13 protein-coding genes and 2 tRNA genes are annotated in these 14,026 nt (G+C 68.3%); 4 read left to right on the forward strand and 11 right to left on the reverse strand.

Annotated features, from left to right (window positions below; genetic code table 11):
* Positions 1-68: 68 nt before the first annotated feature.
* The 4 genes from EPAKOI_RS06305 to EPAKOI_RS06320 all read right to left on the reverse strand — a co-directional run bounded on the left by EPAKOI_RS06305 (position 69) and on the right by EPAKOI_RS06320 (position 2,751).
* Positions 69-590, reverse strand: coding sequence for a MarR family transcriptional regulator (locus EPAKOI_RS06305; protein ID WP_124684495.1), 522 nt, complete (start codon positions 588-590; stop codon positions 69-71).
* Positions 591-887: 297 nt separating this feature from the next.
* A complete protein-coding gene (locus EPAKOI_RS06310) occupies positions 888-1,259 on the reverse strand; it encodes a hypothetical protein (RefSeq protein WP_124685131.1) in 372 nt (123 codons plus the stop codon).
* Between the two features lie 166 nt (positions 1,260-1,425).
* On the reverse strand, positions 1,426-2,403 hold the full coding sequence (locus EPAKOI_RS06315; RefSeq protein ID WP_423193285.1) for a tripartite tricarboxylate transporter substrate binding protein BugE: 978 nt from the start codon (positions 2,401-2,403) through the stop codon (positions 1,426-1,428).
* A gap of 272 nt (positions 2,404-2,675) precedes the next feature.
* Positions 2,676-2,751 (reverse strand) — tRNA-Lys (locus EPAKOI_RS06320).
* 126 nt (positions 2,752-2,877) lie between these two features.
* Between EPAKOI_RS06320 and EPAKOI_RS06325 the strand changes: the two genes are divergently transcribed.
* Both EPAKOI_RS06325 and EPAKOI_RS06330 read left to right on the forward strand, forming a co-directional pair.
* Entirely contained in the window at positions 2,878-3,777 is a 900-nt protein-coding gene (locus tag EPAKOI_RS06325) for a LysR family transcriptional regulator (protein WP_423193286.1), read from the forward strand.
* Positions 3,778-3,887: 110 nt separating this feature from the next.
* Complete coding sequence (locus EPAKOI_RS06330) at positions 3,888-5,273, forward strand: 8-oxoguanine deaminase (protein WP_423193287.1); 1,386 nt, start codon at positions 3,888-3,890, stop codon at positions 5,271-5,273.
* 77 nt (positions 5,274-5,350) lie between these two features.
* Here EPAKOI_RS06330 and EPAKOI_RS06335 read toward each other — a convergent pair.
* Positions 5,351-5,426 (reverse strand) — tRNA-Lys (locus tag EPAKOI_RS06335).
* A 331-nt stretch (positions 5,427-5,757) separates the two neighbouring features.
* Between EPAKOI_RS06335 and EPAKOI_RS06340 the strand changes: the two genes are divergently transcribed.
* The gene (locus EPAKOI_RS06340; RefSeq protein WP_066738920.1) at positions 5,758-6,021 is read left to right on the forward strand and encodes a DUF1488 domain-containing protein; all 264 of its coding nucleotides are present in this window, start codon (positions 5,758-5,760) and stop codon (positions 6,019-6,021) included.
* A 183-nt stretch (positions 6,022-6,204) separates the two neighbouring features.
* On the opposite strand, the gene EPAKOI_RS06345 is transcribed toward EPAKOI_RS06340, so the two are convergent.
* The 5 genes from EPAKOI_RS06345 to folD form a co-directional block, all read right to left on the reverse strand.
* Positions 6,205-8,052, reverse strand: a complete 1,848-nt coding sequence (locus EPAKOI_RS06345) for a SulP family inorganic anion transporter (protein ID WP_423193288.1) — start codon at positions 8,050-8,052, stop codon at positions 6,205-6,207.
* 4 nt (positions 8,053-8,056) lie between these two features.
* On the reverse strand, positions 8,057-8,854 hold the full coding sequence (gene xth, locus EPAKOI_RS06350; RefSeq protein WP_423193289.1) for an exodeoxyribonuclease III: 798 nt from the start codon (positions 8,852-8,854) through the stop codon (positions 8,057-8,059).
* A 6-nt stretch (positions 8,855-8,860) separates the two neighbouring features.
* A complete protein-coding gene (locus tag EPAKOI_RS06355; RefSeq protein WP_423193290.1) occupies positions 8,861-9,286 on the reverse strand; it encodes a hypothetical protein in 426 nt (141 codons plus the stop codon).
* 27 nt (positions 9,287-9,313) lie between these two features.
* Complete coding sequence (locus EPAKOI_RS06360) at positions 9,314-11,419, reverse strand: M3 family metallopeptidase (RefSeq protein WP_423193291.1); 2,106 nt, start codon at positions 11,417-11,419, stop codon at positions 9,314-9,316.
* A gap of 144 nt (positions 11,420-11,563) precedes the next feature.
* Positions 11,564-12,421: a bifunctional methylenetetrahydrofolate dehydrogenase/methenyltetrahydrofolate cyclohydrolase FolD gene (gene folD, locus EPAKOI_RS06365; RefSeq protein ID WP_313837859.1), complete on the reverse strand. Its 858-nt coding sequence runs from the start codon at positions 12,419-12,421 to the stop codon at positions 11,564-11,566.
* A gap of 159 nt (positions 12,422-12,580) precedes the next feature.
* Here folD and EPAKOI_RS06370 point away from each other — a divergent pair, with 159 nt between their 5' ends.
* Positions 12,581-13,279 carry an energy-coupling factor ABC transporter permease gene (locus tag EPAKOI_RS06370; protein WP_124684487.1) on the forward strand — a complete coding sequence of 233 codons (699 nt, stop codon included), beginning with the start codon at positions 12,581-12,583 and terminating at the stop codon, positions 13,277-13,279.
* A 55-nt stretch (positions 13,280-13,334) separates the two neighbouring features.
* Here EPAKOI_RS06370 and EPAKOI_RS06375 read toward each other — a convergent pair whose 3' ends face one another.
* A complete protein-coding gene (locus EPAKOI_RS06375; RefSeq protein ID WP_124684486.1) occupies positions 13,335-13,967 on the reverse strand; it encodes a response regulator transcription factor in 633 nt (210 codons plus the stop codon).
* Positions 13,968-14,026: the final 59 nt, after the last annotated feature.

Genomic DNA, 14,026 nt, shown 5'->3' on the forward strand with positions numbered 1-14,026 from the left:
CGACAAAACGGCGACGCCCCGCTGGGCGGGGCGTCTCGGTGCGGCGGGAAGAAGCAGGCGGGCGCGTGTCAGGCGGCCAGGGCCTGCCGCGCGCTGCGGCTGGCCTGGTCGGAGACGATCAGCGAGAGTTCGTGGGCGTCGCGCGCGGCGCGGCGGGTGTGGCGCGCCGCGTGGTCTTCGAGCGTGGTGGTCATGCGATGCAGCAGGCTGGTCAGCGCGGCGCGCTCGGCCGGGGCCAACTGGCCCACGGACACCGAATGCAGCGCACGCACGGCCTGGGCGGCGCGCTCCAGGCGCGGGCAGGCATCGGCGGCGATATGCGGCGTGCCGTCGGCCGGAAAGTCGATCCAGCCATCGGCATGCAACTCGCGCAGCAGCCGCTCGGTCTGCGGCACGTCCAGGAAGATGGCGCCCTGGCAGGGCTCGCCGCGCGTGAAATCGCCAAGCCGGATGGCGCGCAGCAACAGCCATTTGGGATAGGTCAGCCCCGAATCGCTCAGGGTCTGGTCGAGGGCGCCCTGCCATGCGGTGACCGCATCGACGAGCGAGAGCACGACGGGCTCGTGAATTTCGAGTGCTTTGGGCTGCATTTGCTCAGGTCTCCCTATTAGGGTGCTGCCGCCTGGGACACTTCTTGGGCCGGTGCTTTGGCCGGCCCGGACGGCGGTGGCGCCTGCCTCGCATCGGGCCGGTCGCTTCTTTGAAAAATCGGTATGGCGAACACTAGCAGTAATGTTGGGACATTTGCGTGACAGGTCGGGTATGTCCTAGTCAATCTTATGGCCGAGGCGCCGCAGGGGGCGCCTGCGCAAAGAAAAACCCCCGCCGTGGGGCGGGGGTTTGCGCGGGCGTTGCCATGCGGGCGAGGGCCCGCGGCGTGGCGTCGATTACTTCTTGGCGCCGTCCGTGTACGGGTCGGCCTTGCCCGACTTGGCACCGTCCAGGTACGGGTCCGGCTTGCCGGTCTTGGCGCCGTCCAGGTACGGATCGGGCTTGCCCGACTTGGCGCCGTCGGTGTACGGGTCCGGCTTGCGGTTCGGGGCCAGGTCGGTGCGGGTCGACTTCTTGGCGCCGTCGGTGTACGGGTCGAACTTGCCGGACTTGGCCGGGTTCTGGTTCGGGTTGGCCTGGTTCTTGGTCCGGCTACCGCTATAAAGATCGCCGCCGTCCGTGTAGTTCTTCTGTGCATGCGCCAGTTGCACGGCGCCCAGGGCGGTCAGGGCGGCAACGATCAGCGCCGGTACGGTCTTCTTCAGCATCATCATCCTCACAAGTGATGGCCGGGCAGGGTGCCAGCCAGATAGGGAATCTGTCGAAAATGTCTGCATCGTCTGACACTGTACCGGGATTCGCGACGGTCTGCCGCAGCACTGTGGTAACCACGCACGTGCGGCAGATACGTCACCTATGAGGCGCTCGCCGCCGTTATTCCAGCGTGATGTTCTGGTCGGTGGCGATCTTCTTGCGCAGGTCCAGCTCGCGCTTGATCTGGGCCGCGTACTGCTGCGGCGTGTTGCCGTCGGGGTAGGCGCCGGCGTCGTGCAGGCGCTTCTTGACGTTCGGGTCCTGCAGCGCCTTGACCGCGGCATCGTGCACCTTGGTGACGATGGCCGCAGGCGTGCCGGCCGGCGCCACCAGGCCGTACCAGGCCATGTTGTTCATGTCCTTCATGCCTTCCTCGGCAAAGGTCGGCACGTTGGGCAGGCCCTCCACGCGCTTGGGCGCGGCCACGGCCAGCGCGCGCAGCTTGTCGGCCTGGATGTGGGGCATCGACGACGGCAGGTTGTCGAACTGGGCGTTCACCTGGCCGGCCAGCGTGTCGTTGAGCGCCGGGCCCGATCCGCGGTACGGGATGTGGACCATGTCGGTCTTGGTGATGAACTTGAACAGCTCGCCGTCCAGATGCGAGATGCTGCCCTTGCCGGCCGATGCGTAGCTGTACTTGCCCGGGTTGGCCTTGAGCAGCGCGACGAATTCCTTGAGGTTCTTGGCCGGCACCTTCGGATTCACCGTCAGCACGTTCGGCACGTTGACCAGGTTCGTGATCGGCGCGAAGTCCTTGATGGGGTCGTACGGGTTCTTCGCGTTCGTGGCCGGGTTGGTGGCCATGGTGCTGACCGTGGCGATGCCCAGCGTGTAGCCGTCCGGCACGGACTTGGCCAGCGCGTCGGCCCCGATGGCGCCGCCGCCACCGCCGCGGTTTTCCACCACCACCGGCTGGCCCAGTTCGCGGCCCAGCGCGTCGGACACGGCGCGGCCGACGATGTCGGTGGTGCCGCCCGCCGCGAACGGCACGATCAGCCGGATGGGCTTGTTCGGATACGACTGTGCGTGTGCCGCCGTTGCCACCAGACCCAGAGCGGCCAGGGCGCCCACAGCGCCCGCTTTCAGAACTGCTTTCAAGAGATGCCTCCCAACGTATTGCGCGTGTTGCTGCTTGTCTTGCCCGTCCGTCGCGGGACAGGCTATCGGTTCCGCATCACGGAACTACGTTCCATGATATGCGCCGAGATGCATTCAACCCGGAAAGGCGGGGACGGGGTATAGGGAGGAACCCGTGGACATATGACCACTCGGTACGGCGGCACGGCCGTGGAGAGGAAGGAGAGGGCGGAAATGCAAAAGGGAAATGCAAAAGGCCCGAAGCTGGTGGCTTCGGGCCTTCGGGAATTCGCTGGTGGGGCGTGAGTGACTCGAACACTCGACCTACGGATTAAGAGTCCGCTGCTCTACCAACTGAGCTAACGCCCCAACGAAGAACGAGATTCTAGCAAGGCGAATAGTATCGCGCAAGCCCCTTCGCACTATTTTTTTGAGGATTTTGCGACCCGTACAATGCGCGGATGCCCGAACACGCCTCTCCCCCGCTGACAGCCCATGCACGCGCGCGTCCTCCGCTATTTCGATGAAGTCGTCCGGCGCGGGTCCATCCGCCGCGCCGCCGAGCACCTGCACGTGGCGCCGACGGCCATCAACCGCCAGATCCTGGAACTGGAGGTCGAACTGGGCGCGCCGCTGTTCGACCGCATCCAGCAGCGCCTGCACCTGACGCCGCTGGGCGAGGCCGTGCTGGCCCATGTGCGGCAGACCCTGCGCGAGCACCAGGGGCTGCTGGCGCGCGTGGCCGAGATCAAGGGCGCCCGGCGCGGCATGGTGACCATTGCCACCACGTCGGGCCTGGCCGGCGCGCTGATGCCGTCGCTGGTGCACGATTTCCGCCAGCATCAGCCGGGCATCGTCGTACGCGTGGCCGATTTGCCGGTGGATGGCATCGTCAAGGCGGTGGAGCAGGGCGACGCGGACCTGGGGCTGGGCTACGACCTGCCCGAGGTGGCGGCCTTCCGCGTGGTGGCCAGCCGCGAGTGGTCGATTGGCGCGGTGGTGGCGCCGGGGCATCCGCTGGCGGCGCAGGCGTCGGCCACGCTGGCCGAATGCGCGGGGTATCCGCTGATCCTGCCGGCGCCGTCGCTGTCGATCCGCGCGCTGGTGGACGATGGTTTCGCGCGCCAGTCGACCGACGTAGTGCCGATCGTCGAGTCGACGTCGGTGGTGCTGATCCAGCGGCTGGTGGCCACCGGCGCCGGCGTGGCGCTGCTCAATCCGCTCGACGTCATGGAGGAACGCGCGCGCGGCGCCGTGGTGTTCGTGCCGCTGCGCGACGACGACCTGCAGCGCCAGACGCTGCGGCTCGTGGCCCGTGCGCAAAGCCCGCTGACGCCGGCCGCCAGCCTGATGGCCGACGCCATGGCCGACACGCTGCAGGCACTGTCCCGCTAGGGGCGCTGTCCACAATTTGTGGACAGGCCGCGCGAAATTCTGCGCTTGGGCGCGGCTGGCCGGGCTGCGTAGACTCCGGGGCGTTGACCACCACCGACCCCCGACATCCCATGACCCTGATCCTGAAGCACGCCGACGTACTGGTCACCATGGACGCCCAGCGCCGCGAGATCGCCGACGGCGCGCTCGTCGCCAACGGCCCGGCCATCGAATGGGTCGGCGCCACGGCGGACCTGCCAGAGACCTATCGCCGCATGATCGACGAGGGCCGCGCCGAGGTGGCCGACATGCACGGCCACGTGGTGATGCCCGGCCTGGTCAATACGCACCACCACATGTACCAGAGCCTGACGCGCGCCGTGCCGGCGGCGCAGGACGCCGAGCTGTTCGGCTGGCTGACCAACCTGTACATGATCTGGTCGCACCTGACGCCGGAGATGATCCGCGTGTCCACCCAGACCGCGATGGCCGAGCTGATGCTGTCCGGCTGCACGACCACGAGCGACCACCTGTACCTGTATCCGAACGGGTCGCGGCTCGACGATTCGATCGGCGCCGCGCACGAGATCGGCATGCGCTTTCACGCGGCGCGCGGGTCGATGAGCGTGGGTCGCAGCCAGGGTGGCCTGCCGCCCGACGTCGTGGTCGAGCGCGAGGCCGACGTCCTGCGCGACAGCCAGCGGCTGGTGGAGCAGTACCACGACGCGTCGCGGCACGCCATGCTGCGCGTGGTGCTGGCGCCGTGCTCGCCGTTCTCGGTGTCGCGCGACCTGATGCGCGAATCGGCGACGATGGCGCGGCACTACGGCGTGTCGCTGCACACGCACCTGGCCGAGAACGACAACGACATCGCCTACTCGCGCGAGAAGTTCGGCATGACGCCGGCGCAGTATGCCGAGGACCTGGGCTGGGTGGGGCACGACGTCTGGCACGCGCACTGCGTGAAGCTGGACGACGAAGGGCTGGCGCTGTTCGCACGCACCGGTACGGGCGTGGCGCACTGCCCGTGCTCGAACATGCGGCTGGCGTCCGGCATCGCGCCGGTCCGCCGCATGCGCGACGCCGGGGTGCCGGTGGGGTTGGGCGTGGATGGCAGCGCATCGAACGATGGCGCGCACATGCTGGGCGAGGCGCGGCAGGCCATGCTGCTGCAGCGCGTAGGCTTTGGCCCGGCCGCGATGAGCGCGCGCGAGGCCCTGGAGATCGCCACGCTGGGCGGGGCCCGGGTGCTGAACCGCGACGATATCGGTGCGCTGGCGCCGGGCATGTCGGCCGACATCGTCTCGTTCGACATGTCCGCGGTGGGCTACGCGGGCGCCGGCCACGACCCGGTGGCGGCGCTGGTGTTCTGCACGCCGGCCAATGTGTCGACCAGCATCATCAACGGCCGCGTGGTGGTGCGCGACGGGCGCCTGCTGACGGTGGACCTGCCGAACGTGCTGGCCGATCATCGCCGCCTGGCCCGCACGCTGTTCGAGGCGTCGCTGGCGGCCTGAGCGGGGCACCGACAATCGCGGCAATCGTGGAAAAGCAAAAGGCCGGAAGCATTGCTGCTTCCGGCCTTTCTGGTGTCTGGTGGGGCGTGAGTGACTCGAACACTCGACCTACGGATTAAGAGTCCGCTGCTCTACCAACTGAGCTAACGCCCCGACGAAGACCGAGATTCTAGCAGCATTTCTGGCTTTGTCAAACGTTTCATGCGGCGCTCGCATGAATGGCCCGGACGCGCGCACCGGCCGCGTCGCGCGCGTCCGGCACCATGGCACATCGCGCTGACACACGCGCATGCGATGCTCGGCGATCGACCGACAGGCGACGGTGTGAACCGACCCATCGCGACGCACGTCGATGGAACTTGCCGTACCCGCCACCGGTCATTGAGACGAATCGCATTCTGCCTGCGCAGTGCAGGGGATCGAAGACGATTTCCGCAAAGCCATGTTAGGATTCTTTTCCACTTGCATATGGAGGGCTGTGATGATGGAAATCAAATTCCAGGAGCAAGACCGCTACGACATCAACAACGAGGGTTTGCTGTTCCACGCGCTTGTCGATGGCGAGCAAGTGACATGCGTGGTAACACGCGAAGCGCTTTGGGAAGGCTTCAGTGCCGACCAGGTGTTGTCGCTGGAAGAGGCGTTCCGCGCCGGTCGTGACACGATCGAACGCGCGGCCGTGGTGCTGATCGAGCAGGGCGTGCCCCAGCCGGTCGTGGTCAAGCGCGCGCACGTGGCGCCGGTCTGAAGACCGACCGACGGTAACAACCCTCCGCCGCCGGCTTCGGTTCCGCTTCACCGCGGGCCGGCCGGCGCGCCAGGTGCCCGGATTCCCCGGTGCATCCTTTCAAGCTGTCTCTGGCCGTTTTTCTTGCAGTTTTTTCAAGGTCCGACCGCGTCGACGACGCCGGCCATCGGCAGGCTTTGCCATTCAGGCCCGCTGCACGGGTGCCGGCTGGCTGGCCTTGTCCGGGGCCGGCGCGTAGTGCGGGCCGCCCGGCTGCTGCGCGCATTCCTCGAAGATGCGCGCCTGGCACTGGGCGCAGATCTCGGGCGACAGCCGACCGATGATCGTGTGCAGTGCCTGCCGCTTGGTCGGAAAGACATGGTCGCGGCCGAGCTTGTCGGTAAAGCCGGTCTGCTCCCAGGTCTCCAGCACCTGCGTGCGCGGCCGGTGGAAGTAGAGGTCGCCGCCCGCCGCGCGGCGTTCGGTCAGTTCCGCCTCCCACATTTCCGCGCCCGCCAGGTCGATGAAGTTCATGCTCTTGGTCATCGCCAGCAGGTGCTTCTGCCCGGCATCGCCGGTGCGCAGCCCGTGCAGGCGATCGGTCACGTACTGCACGGCGCCAAAGTAGATCGCCCCTTCCATGCGCAGCAGCTTGAGCTGCGGGCATTCGGGCTGCGGACGTCGTAGTTCGTCCAGTGGCGTAAAGCGCCGGCCCGGGTCGTCGGCGTCCGGCACCAGGCTGCGCACGGCCGGGCGCGACGTGCGGTACAGGTAGGCCACCAGCGACAGGATCGTGCCAAGTAGCACCGCCATTTCCAGCCGGATGACCAGCGTGGCGACGAACGTGCCGACCGCGATGGCGAACTCGGTGCGCGACAGTTGCGCTATCCGCCGCAGGCGCTGGAAGTCGAACAGGCCCCACGCCACGAGCAGCAGCATGGCGGCGATGGCGGCCAGCGGAATCTGGGCCAGCAGCGGCGCGCTGACGGTGACCAGCGCCACCAGCAGCAGCGCCGAGAACACGCTGGCCAGCGGCGTCCGCGCGCCGGCCTCGAAGTTCGGCATCGACCGGTTCAGCGACCCGCACGAGATGTAGCTCGAAAACAGCCCGCCGGCGATGTTCGACAGCCCCTGGCCGATGAACTCGCGGTTGGCGTCCACGTGCTGGCCGGACCGCAGCGCCACGGCCTTGGCGATCGAAATCGACTGGCCCAGCGCGACGATGGTCAGCGCGGCGGCAATGCCCAGCAGGTCCGGCACGGTGCGCCAGTTGATGTCCGGCAGGTGGAACGGCGGGATGGCCGACGGGATCGGCCCCACCACGTCGACGTGCCCGGCGTTGCCGCCCAGCCAGCCGCCATGGTTCAGCAGCATCGCCACGCCATAGCCGGCCAGCAGGCCCAGCAGCATGAACGGCAGCTTGCGTGACATGCGCTTGACCGCGACCGTCGCGGCCAGCGTCACGGCGCCGACGATCACCGCGCCGACGTTGATCGTGTCGACGTTCTCCGCCAGATAGCGCACCACGCCGAACGCGCTGGTGCCGGTGGGCACGGCCAGCCCGAACAGGTCCTTGAGCGCGTAGAGCCCGATCAGCGTGGCCGCCCCGCACGTGAAGCCCAGCAGCACCGACGGCGAGATGAAGTTTGCCAGCGACCCCAGCCGCAGCGCGCCCACCGCCAGTTGCAGGATGCCCACCAGCATCGTCACGGCCAGCGCCAGCGCGATATAGGCCGGACTGCCCGCGAACGCCACCGGGCTGAGCATCGCGAACAGCGCCAGCGAATTGGCGTTGGTCGGCCCCGACATCACGTGCCAGCTCGATCCGAACAGCGCGGCGACGATGCACGGCACCACGGCCGTGTAGATGCCGTACTGCGGCGGCAGGCCGGCCAGCGTGGCGAACGCCACGCCCTGCGGCAGCACCAGCACCGCGCCCAGCAGCCCGGCGATCAGGTCCGCGCGCAGCGTCAGCGGCGTCACGCGCGCCAGCCACGGGAACCAGCGGTGCAGGGCAGGGGTGGCGGCGGCGTTGGCGCGGACGGCGCTCATCGGCTCAGGCGAGCTGGAGCGTGGCGACGACCGGGGTGTGGTCGGACGGCTGCTCCCAGCGGCGCGGTTCCTTGTCGATCAGGCAGGTCGTGCAGTGCTCGGCCAGCGCTGGCGACAGCAGGATGTGGTCGATGCGCAGGCCCGCGTTGCGGCGGAAACCCATCATCCGGTAGTCCCACCACGAGAACGTCTTCTCGGGCTGCTCGAACATGCGGAAGGAATCGACCAGCCCCATCGCGATCAGGGCCTTGAACGCGTCGCGCTCGGGCGGCGAGACCAGGTTCTGGCCCTCCCACTTGGCCGGGTCGTGCACGTCGCGGTCTTCGGGCGCGATGTTGAAGTCGCCCAGCAGCGCCAGCCTGGGGTACTTGATCATCTCGGCGCGCAGCCAGTCGGTCATGGCCTTGAGCCAGTCGAGCTTGTAGACGAACTTGTCCGAATCGAGCGCCTGGCCGTTCGGAAAATACGCGCTGATCAGCCGCACGTCGCCGTAGGTGCCGGCTACCACGCGCTGCTGGGTGTCCTCGTAGCCGGGGATGTTGCGCACCACGTCGGTCGGTGCCGGCATGGTGCCGTCGCGCGCGACGATGGCCACGCCGTTGTACGTCTTCTGGCCCGTGTAGATGCTGTGGAAGCCGGCCGCTTCCAGCTCGGCCAGCGGGTACTTGTCGTCGGGCAGCTTCAGTTCCTGCAGGCACAGCGCGTCGACGGGCGTGCCCGCGGCGTCCTGCGCGGCCAGCCATTGCAGCACCTGCGGCAGGCGCACCTTCAGGGAGTTGACGTTCCAGCTCGCGATTCTCATCGGTCGTTATTCTTGTGAGGGTGGTTGGCCGAACAGGCCACCAAGCAGGTCGCGCTCGTTCAGCAGGTCGAAGGCGATCTGCGGTTGGGTTTTCATGCAGCGCCGGATGGCGGCCGGGATGGCCGCGCGCGTCTTGCGGCACAGGCCCGGCTGGTCGGCTACGTCGATGTCGAAGCCCTTGACCGTGCGCACCTCGTTGTCGCTCGGCGTGATCGTCACGACGATGCCAAGCTGCGCGCGCATCCGGTCCTGCATCCGGCGCAGGTCGGCCAGGGTCTCGATGGCCTCCAGCCGCGCGACGAGCCGCTTTTCCTCGTGCTGGGTCAGCATCAGGATGCGGCGGTCGGCGGCCGGGTCGTCCAGCAGCAGTTCGCGCCGGCAGTCGCAGGCGCCCGGCGGACACTCCGTGCGGATCGGGATCGCGGAGTCCATGGGCCGGGCGCGCGCGGGGCAGGGCGGTCAGGCCGCGGCGGCTGCCGTTTCCGCCATGCCGCCGTGCCGTAGCAGTGCGTCGATCTGCGGCGCGCGGCCGCGGAACGCCACGAACGACTCCATGGCCGGCCGGCTGCCGCCCACCGACAGGATCTCGCGGCGGTAGCGCTCGCCCACCTCGCCATCGAGCACGCTGCCCGAGAGCTGGCCCGCTTCCTCGAACGCGGCATAGACGTCGGCGGACAGCACCTCGGCCCACTTGTAGCTGTAGTAGCCGGCCGCGTAGCCGCCCGCAAAGATGTGGCTGAACGTGTTCGGCCAGCGCGACAGCGGCGACTGCGGCACCACGTGCTTGCTGTCGTTGATCTGGCGCGACAGCTCCAGCACCGACACGTCGCCCTGCGGGTCGTAGTCGGTGTGCAGGTGCATGTCGAACGACGAGAACACGATCTGGCGCAGCGTCATCATGCCGTTCTGGAAGTTCTTGGCCGCCAGCATGCGGTCGAACAGCACGCGCGGCAGCGGCTCGCCGGTGTCGACGTGGGCCGTCATCGTGGCCAGCACCTCGTACTCCCAGCAGAAGTTCTCCATGAACTGCGACGGCAGCTCCACGGCATCCCATTCCACGCCGTTGATGCCGGACACGCCAAGGTCGCCCACCTGCGTCAGCATGTGGTGCAGGCCGTGGCCGAACTCGTGGAACAAAGTGATGACTTCGTCATGCGTGAACAGCGCCGGCTTGCCGCCCACGGGCGCCGTGAAGTTGCACGTCAGGTAGGCCACCGGCGTCTGCACCGTGCCGTTGTCGCGCTCCTTGCGGCCGCGGGCGTCGTCCATCCAGGCGCCGCCGCGCTTGCCTTCGCGGGCGTACAGGTCGATGTAGAACTGGGCCAGCAGCGCGCCCTGCGGCGACACCACGCGGAAGAACCGCACGTCCTTGTGCCAGGTCTGGGCTTGGTCCGGCTGGATGCTGACCGAGAACAGCTTCTCGACCACGCCGAACAACCCCTCCAGCACCTTGGGCTCCTGAAAGTACTGCTTCACCTCGTCGTCGGAGAACGCGTAGCGCTTCTGGCGCAGCTTCTCGGACGCATAGGCCACGTCCCACGGCGCGATCTCGTCCAGGCCCAGCTCGGCGGCCGCGAACGCCCGCAGTTCCTTCCAGTCGGCCTCGGCGTAGGGGCGGGCCTTGACGGCCAGTTCGTCCAGGAACTTGAGCACGTCGGCCGGCGATTCGGCCATCTTGGGCACCAGCGACACTTCGCCGTAGTTGTTGTAGCCAAGCATCCGCGCCTCTTCCCGGCGCAGCGTCAGCTGCTCGCGCATGTTGGCCGTGTTGTCCCAGTCGGCCTGGCCGTTGTTGTACTGCGGACCCAGTTCGGACGCGCGCGTGACGCTGGCTTCGTACATCGTCTGGCGCAGCGCGCGGTCGTCGGCGTACTGCAGCACCGGGAAGTACGACGGGAAGTGCAGCGTGAACTTCCAGCCTGCCTTGCCGTCCTTCTCGGCGGCCAGCCGGGCGGCTTCCTGGGCGTCGGCCGGGATGCCGGCCAGGCGCGCCTCGTCCTCGACATAGAGCGCGTAGGCGTTGGTGGCGTCGAGCACGTGGTCCGAGAACGCCTTGGACAACTGCGCCTGCTGCTCCTGGATCTCGGCAAAGCGCGGCTTGCTGTCCTCGGGCAGCTCGGCGCCACCCAGGCGGAAGCCGCGCAACTCGTTTTCCAGCAGTTGCTTGCGGGCCGGGGACAGCCCGGCAAACTCGGGCCCGGCGGCCACGGCCTTGTACTTTTCGTACAGGGCCAGGCTCTGGCCCAGCGACGACCAGAACTCGGTCATGCGCGGCAGGTTGTCGGCGTGTGCCTTGCGCAGCTCGGGCGTGTCCGCCACGGCGCTCAGGTGGCCCACCACGCCCCAGGCGCGGCCCAGCGGCTCGGTGGCTGCTTCCAGCGCTTCCACGGCGGTCAGCCAGGTGGCCGGGGTGGCCGGGTCTTCGGCGCGATCGACGGCGGCCTGGGCCTGGGCCAGCAGCACGTCGAGCGCCGGGCCGATGTGCTCGGGGCGGATCTCCGCAAAGCGCGGCAGATCGGAGAAATCCAGCAGGGGATTGTTGGCGCGGTCGGTGGTGTCAGTCATGGCGATTCCCGGTTGGCGTGCCGCGGCAACAGCGCACGGCGGCACGATGTACCTGTGCAAGATGAGGCCTTGGCGGCCAAATATCCAGTACGACTTTGCTATCGGGCCGATTGGCGCGCGTCCGGCGCGCCCCGGCGCCCGGTATCAGGCCAGGCCGGCGGTGCGCTCGGCCGCTTCCAGCGTGTTCACCAGCAGCATCGTGATCGTCATCGGGCCCACGCCGCCCGGCACCGGCGTGATGTGGCCGGCCACCTCGCGCACGCCGGCAAAGTCCACGTCGCCGCAGAGCTTGCCTTCGTCGTTGCGGTTCATGCCCACGTCGATCACCACGGCGCCCGGCTTGACCATGTCGGCCGTCAGGATGTTGCGGCGGCCCACGGCGGCCACGATCACGTCGGCGTCACGGGTATGGGCGGCCAGGTCGCGTGTCTTGCTGTTGCAGATGGTGACGGTTGCGCCAGCCTGCAGCAGCAGCATGGCCATCGGCTTGCCGACGATGTTCGAGGCGCCGATCACCACGGCGCGGGCGCCGCGCAGCGGGTACTGGATCGACTCCAGCATCTTCATGCAGCCGTAGGGCGTGCAGGGGCGGAACAGCGGGGCGCCGGTCATCAGCGCGCCGGCGTTGGCCACGTGGAAGCCGTCGACGTCCTTTTCGGGGGCGATGGCTTCGAGCACCTTGTGGCTGTCGATGTGCCTGGGCAGCGGCAGCTGCACCAGGATGCCGTGGATCTTCGGGTCGTGGTTCAGCGCGTCGATGCGGGCCAGCAGGTCGGCTTCGGACAGGTCGGCCGGATAGCGGTCCAGCGACGAGTAAAAGCCATTGTCCTCGCACGCCTTGACCTTGTTGCGCACGTAGACCTGGCTGGCGGGGTCCTCGCCCACCAGCACCACGGCCAGGCCCGGCTGGTGGCCGGCGGCGGTCAGGCGGGCGGCGCGCTGGGCGGCCTCGGCACGGATTTGTTTGGCAAGGGCGTTACCGTCGATCAGTTGGGCGGACATGGGTGTACGTGACTGGAAAGGCTGGAAGGATGGGGCGGCGCGCCGCGCGCCAAGGGGGCCTGCGCGGGGCAAAAGCCGAATTATAAGGGGTCGGCGGCATTCGGCGACGCCTTGACGCGATGCAAGCAAACGAGCCCCGGCGGCTGCTAGCATCCGGCGATGGACATCGAAGAATCTTCAATTCAGGAATTGCTGGCGACCTGGCCGCTGCCCACGCTGGCCGTGGCGGTGCTGGCCTGGGCGCTGGCCCAGCGGCCGTGGCGGGTGCTGGACCGGGAACCGCTGCAGCATGCGTGGCTGGGCACGCTGGTGCTGCTGGCGCTGCTCTGGTCGGCGCGCGCCACGCTGGGCGGCGGGGTGGTGATCCAGCTGATGGGCGCCACGCTGGCCGTGACGATGTTCGGGCTGCCGCTGGCGCTGGTGTCGCTGGCGGTTGCCAACGTGATCTCGCTGCTGGGGCTGGCCTACCTGTCCGGCCTGGCCTGGCAGGACATCCACTGGGTGTCGCTGGCGCCGCGCTTCGTCTGGATGGCGGCCGTGCCCGCCTTCGTGACGGTGGCGCTGCAGGCGGCCATGCGGCGCTGGCTGCCGCGCCACCTGTTCATCTTCATCCTGGGCCACGGCTACTTTGCCGCGCTGCTGGCGGCCATCGTGGCCGGCGCGCTGCGCGTGGCGTGGCTGGCGCACACGGGGTTTCCGGCCGACGTGGGCCTTTCGGCCGCCGAAAGCCTGACCGGCGTGGTCGTCATCGCGTTCGGCGAGGCGTTCCTGACCGGCATGCTGGTGGCGATCTTCGTCATCTACCGCCCGCAATGGGTGGTGACGTTTGCCGACGAGGACTATCTGCGGGGGAAGTAGGGGGGGCGCCCCGCTCCCGCGCGGCGGGAGGGGGGATAGGCCGGGCGCGGGCGCCTCAGGCGTTGCGCGACAGCGCCAGGCGCAGCAGGTCGGCCACGGTGTTGACGTTGAGCTTTTCCATGATGTTGGCGCGGTGCGCCTCCACGGTCTTGATGGAAATGCCCAGGTCGTCGGCAATCTGCTTGTTCAGGCGGCCGGCCACGATGCGCTCCAGCACCTGCTGTTCGCGCGTGGTCAGCTTGGCCAGCAGGTCCTTGGCGGCGCGCTGCTCACGGGCGGCGGAATGGTCGGTGCGGGCCTTCTGCAGCATCCGTTCCACCAGCGCGCGCAGTTCGGACTCGTCGAACGGTTTCTCGATGAAGTCCACGGCGCCGCGCTTCATCGTCGACACGGCCATCGGCACGTCGCCATGGCCGGTGATGAACACGATCGGGATGTCGATGTTCTCGGCAATCATGCGCTCCTGCAGTTCCGGGCCGCTCATGCCCGGCATGCGCACGTCGAGGATCAGGCACGACACCGCGCCGGCGTCGTAGGCGGACAGGAACTGCTCGGCGCTGTTGAAGCTGCGCACCTGGTAGCCGTTGCCCTCTAGCAGCCAGGTCAGCGAGTCGCGCATCGCTTCATCGTCATCGACGATGAAGACGGTCTCGCCACGATGCGGCGTTGGGCTGGGCGTTGCGGTCATGAAGTCTCCTGGGGCAAAGTCGTTTGCAACGAAGTGTAACTGCATGCGCCGGTGCGCGA

Source organism: Cupriavidus sp. H18C2 (assembly GCF_049393795.1).
Classification (GTDB): domain Bacteria; phylum Pseudomonadota; class Gammaproteobacteria; order Burkholderiales; family Burkholderiaceae; genus Cupriavidus; species Cupriavidus pauculus_C.

Excerpts from the sequence above, each read along its gene's own strand:
- EPAKOI_RS06345 (WP_423193288.1), bottom strand. The coding sequence starts at position 8,052 with ATGAGCGCCGTCCGCGCCAACGCCGCCGCCACCCCTGCCCTGCACCGC.
- EPAKOI_RS06305 (WP_124684495.1), bottom strand. The coding sequence starts at position 590 with ATGCAGCCCAAAGCACTCGAAATTCACGAGCCCGTCGTGCTCTCGCTC.
- EPAKOI_RS06310 (WP_124685131.1), bottom strand. The coding sequence starts at position 1,259 with ATGCTGAAGAAGACCGTACCGGCGCTGATCGTTGCCGCCCTGACCGCC.
- EPAKOI_RS06370 (WP_124684487.1), top strand. The coding sequence starts at position 12,581 with ATGGACATCGAAGAATCTTCAATTCAGGAATTGCTGGCGACCTGGCCG.
- EPAKOI_RS06330 (WP_423193287.1), top strand. The coding sequence starts at position 3,888 with ATGACCCTGATCCTGAAGCACGCCGACGTACTGGTCACCATGGACGCC.
- EPAKOI_RS06340 (WP_066738920.1), top strand. The coding sequence starts at position 5,758 with ATGGAAATCAAATTCCAGGAGCAAGACCGCTACGACATCAACAACGAG.
- folD (WP_313837859.1), bottom strand. The coding sequence starts at position 12,421 with ATGTCCGCCCAACTGATCGACGGTAACGCCCTTGCCAAACAAATCCGT.
- EPAKOI_RS06375 (WP_124684486.1), bottom strand. The coding sequence starts at position 13,967 with ATGACCGCAACGCCCAGCCCAACGCCGCATCGTGGCGAGACCGTCTTC.
- xth (WP_423193289.1), bottom strand. The coding sequence starts at position 8,854 with ATGAGAATCGCGAGCTGGAACGTCAACTCCCTGAAGGTGCGCCTGCCG.
- EPAKOI_RS06325 (WP_423193286.1), top strand. The coding sequence starts at position 2,878 with ATGCACGCGCGCGTCCTCCGCTATTTCGATGAAGTCGTCCGGCGCGGG.
- EPAKOI_RS06360 (WP_423193291.1), bottom strand. The coding sequence starts at position 11,419 with ATGACTGACACCACCGACCGCGCCAACAATCCCCTGCTGGATTTCTCC.
- EPAKOI_RS06355 (WP_423193290.1), bottom strand. The coding sequence starts at position 9,286 with ATGGACTCCGCGATCCCGATCCGCACGGAGTGTCCGCCGGGCGCCTGC.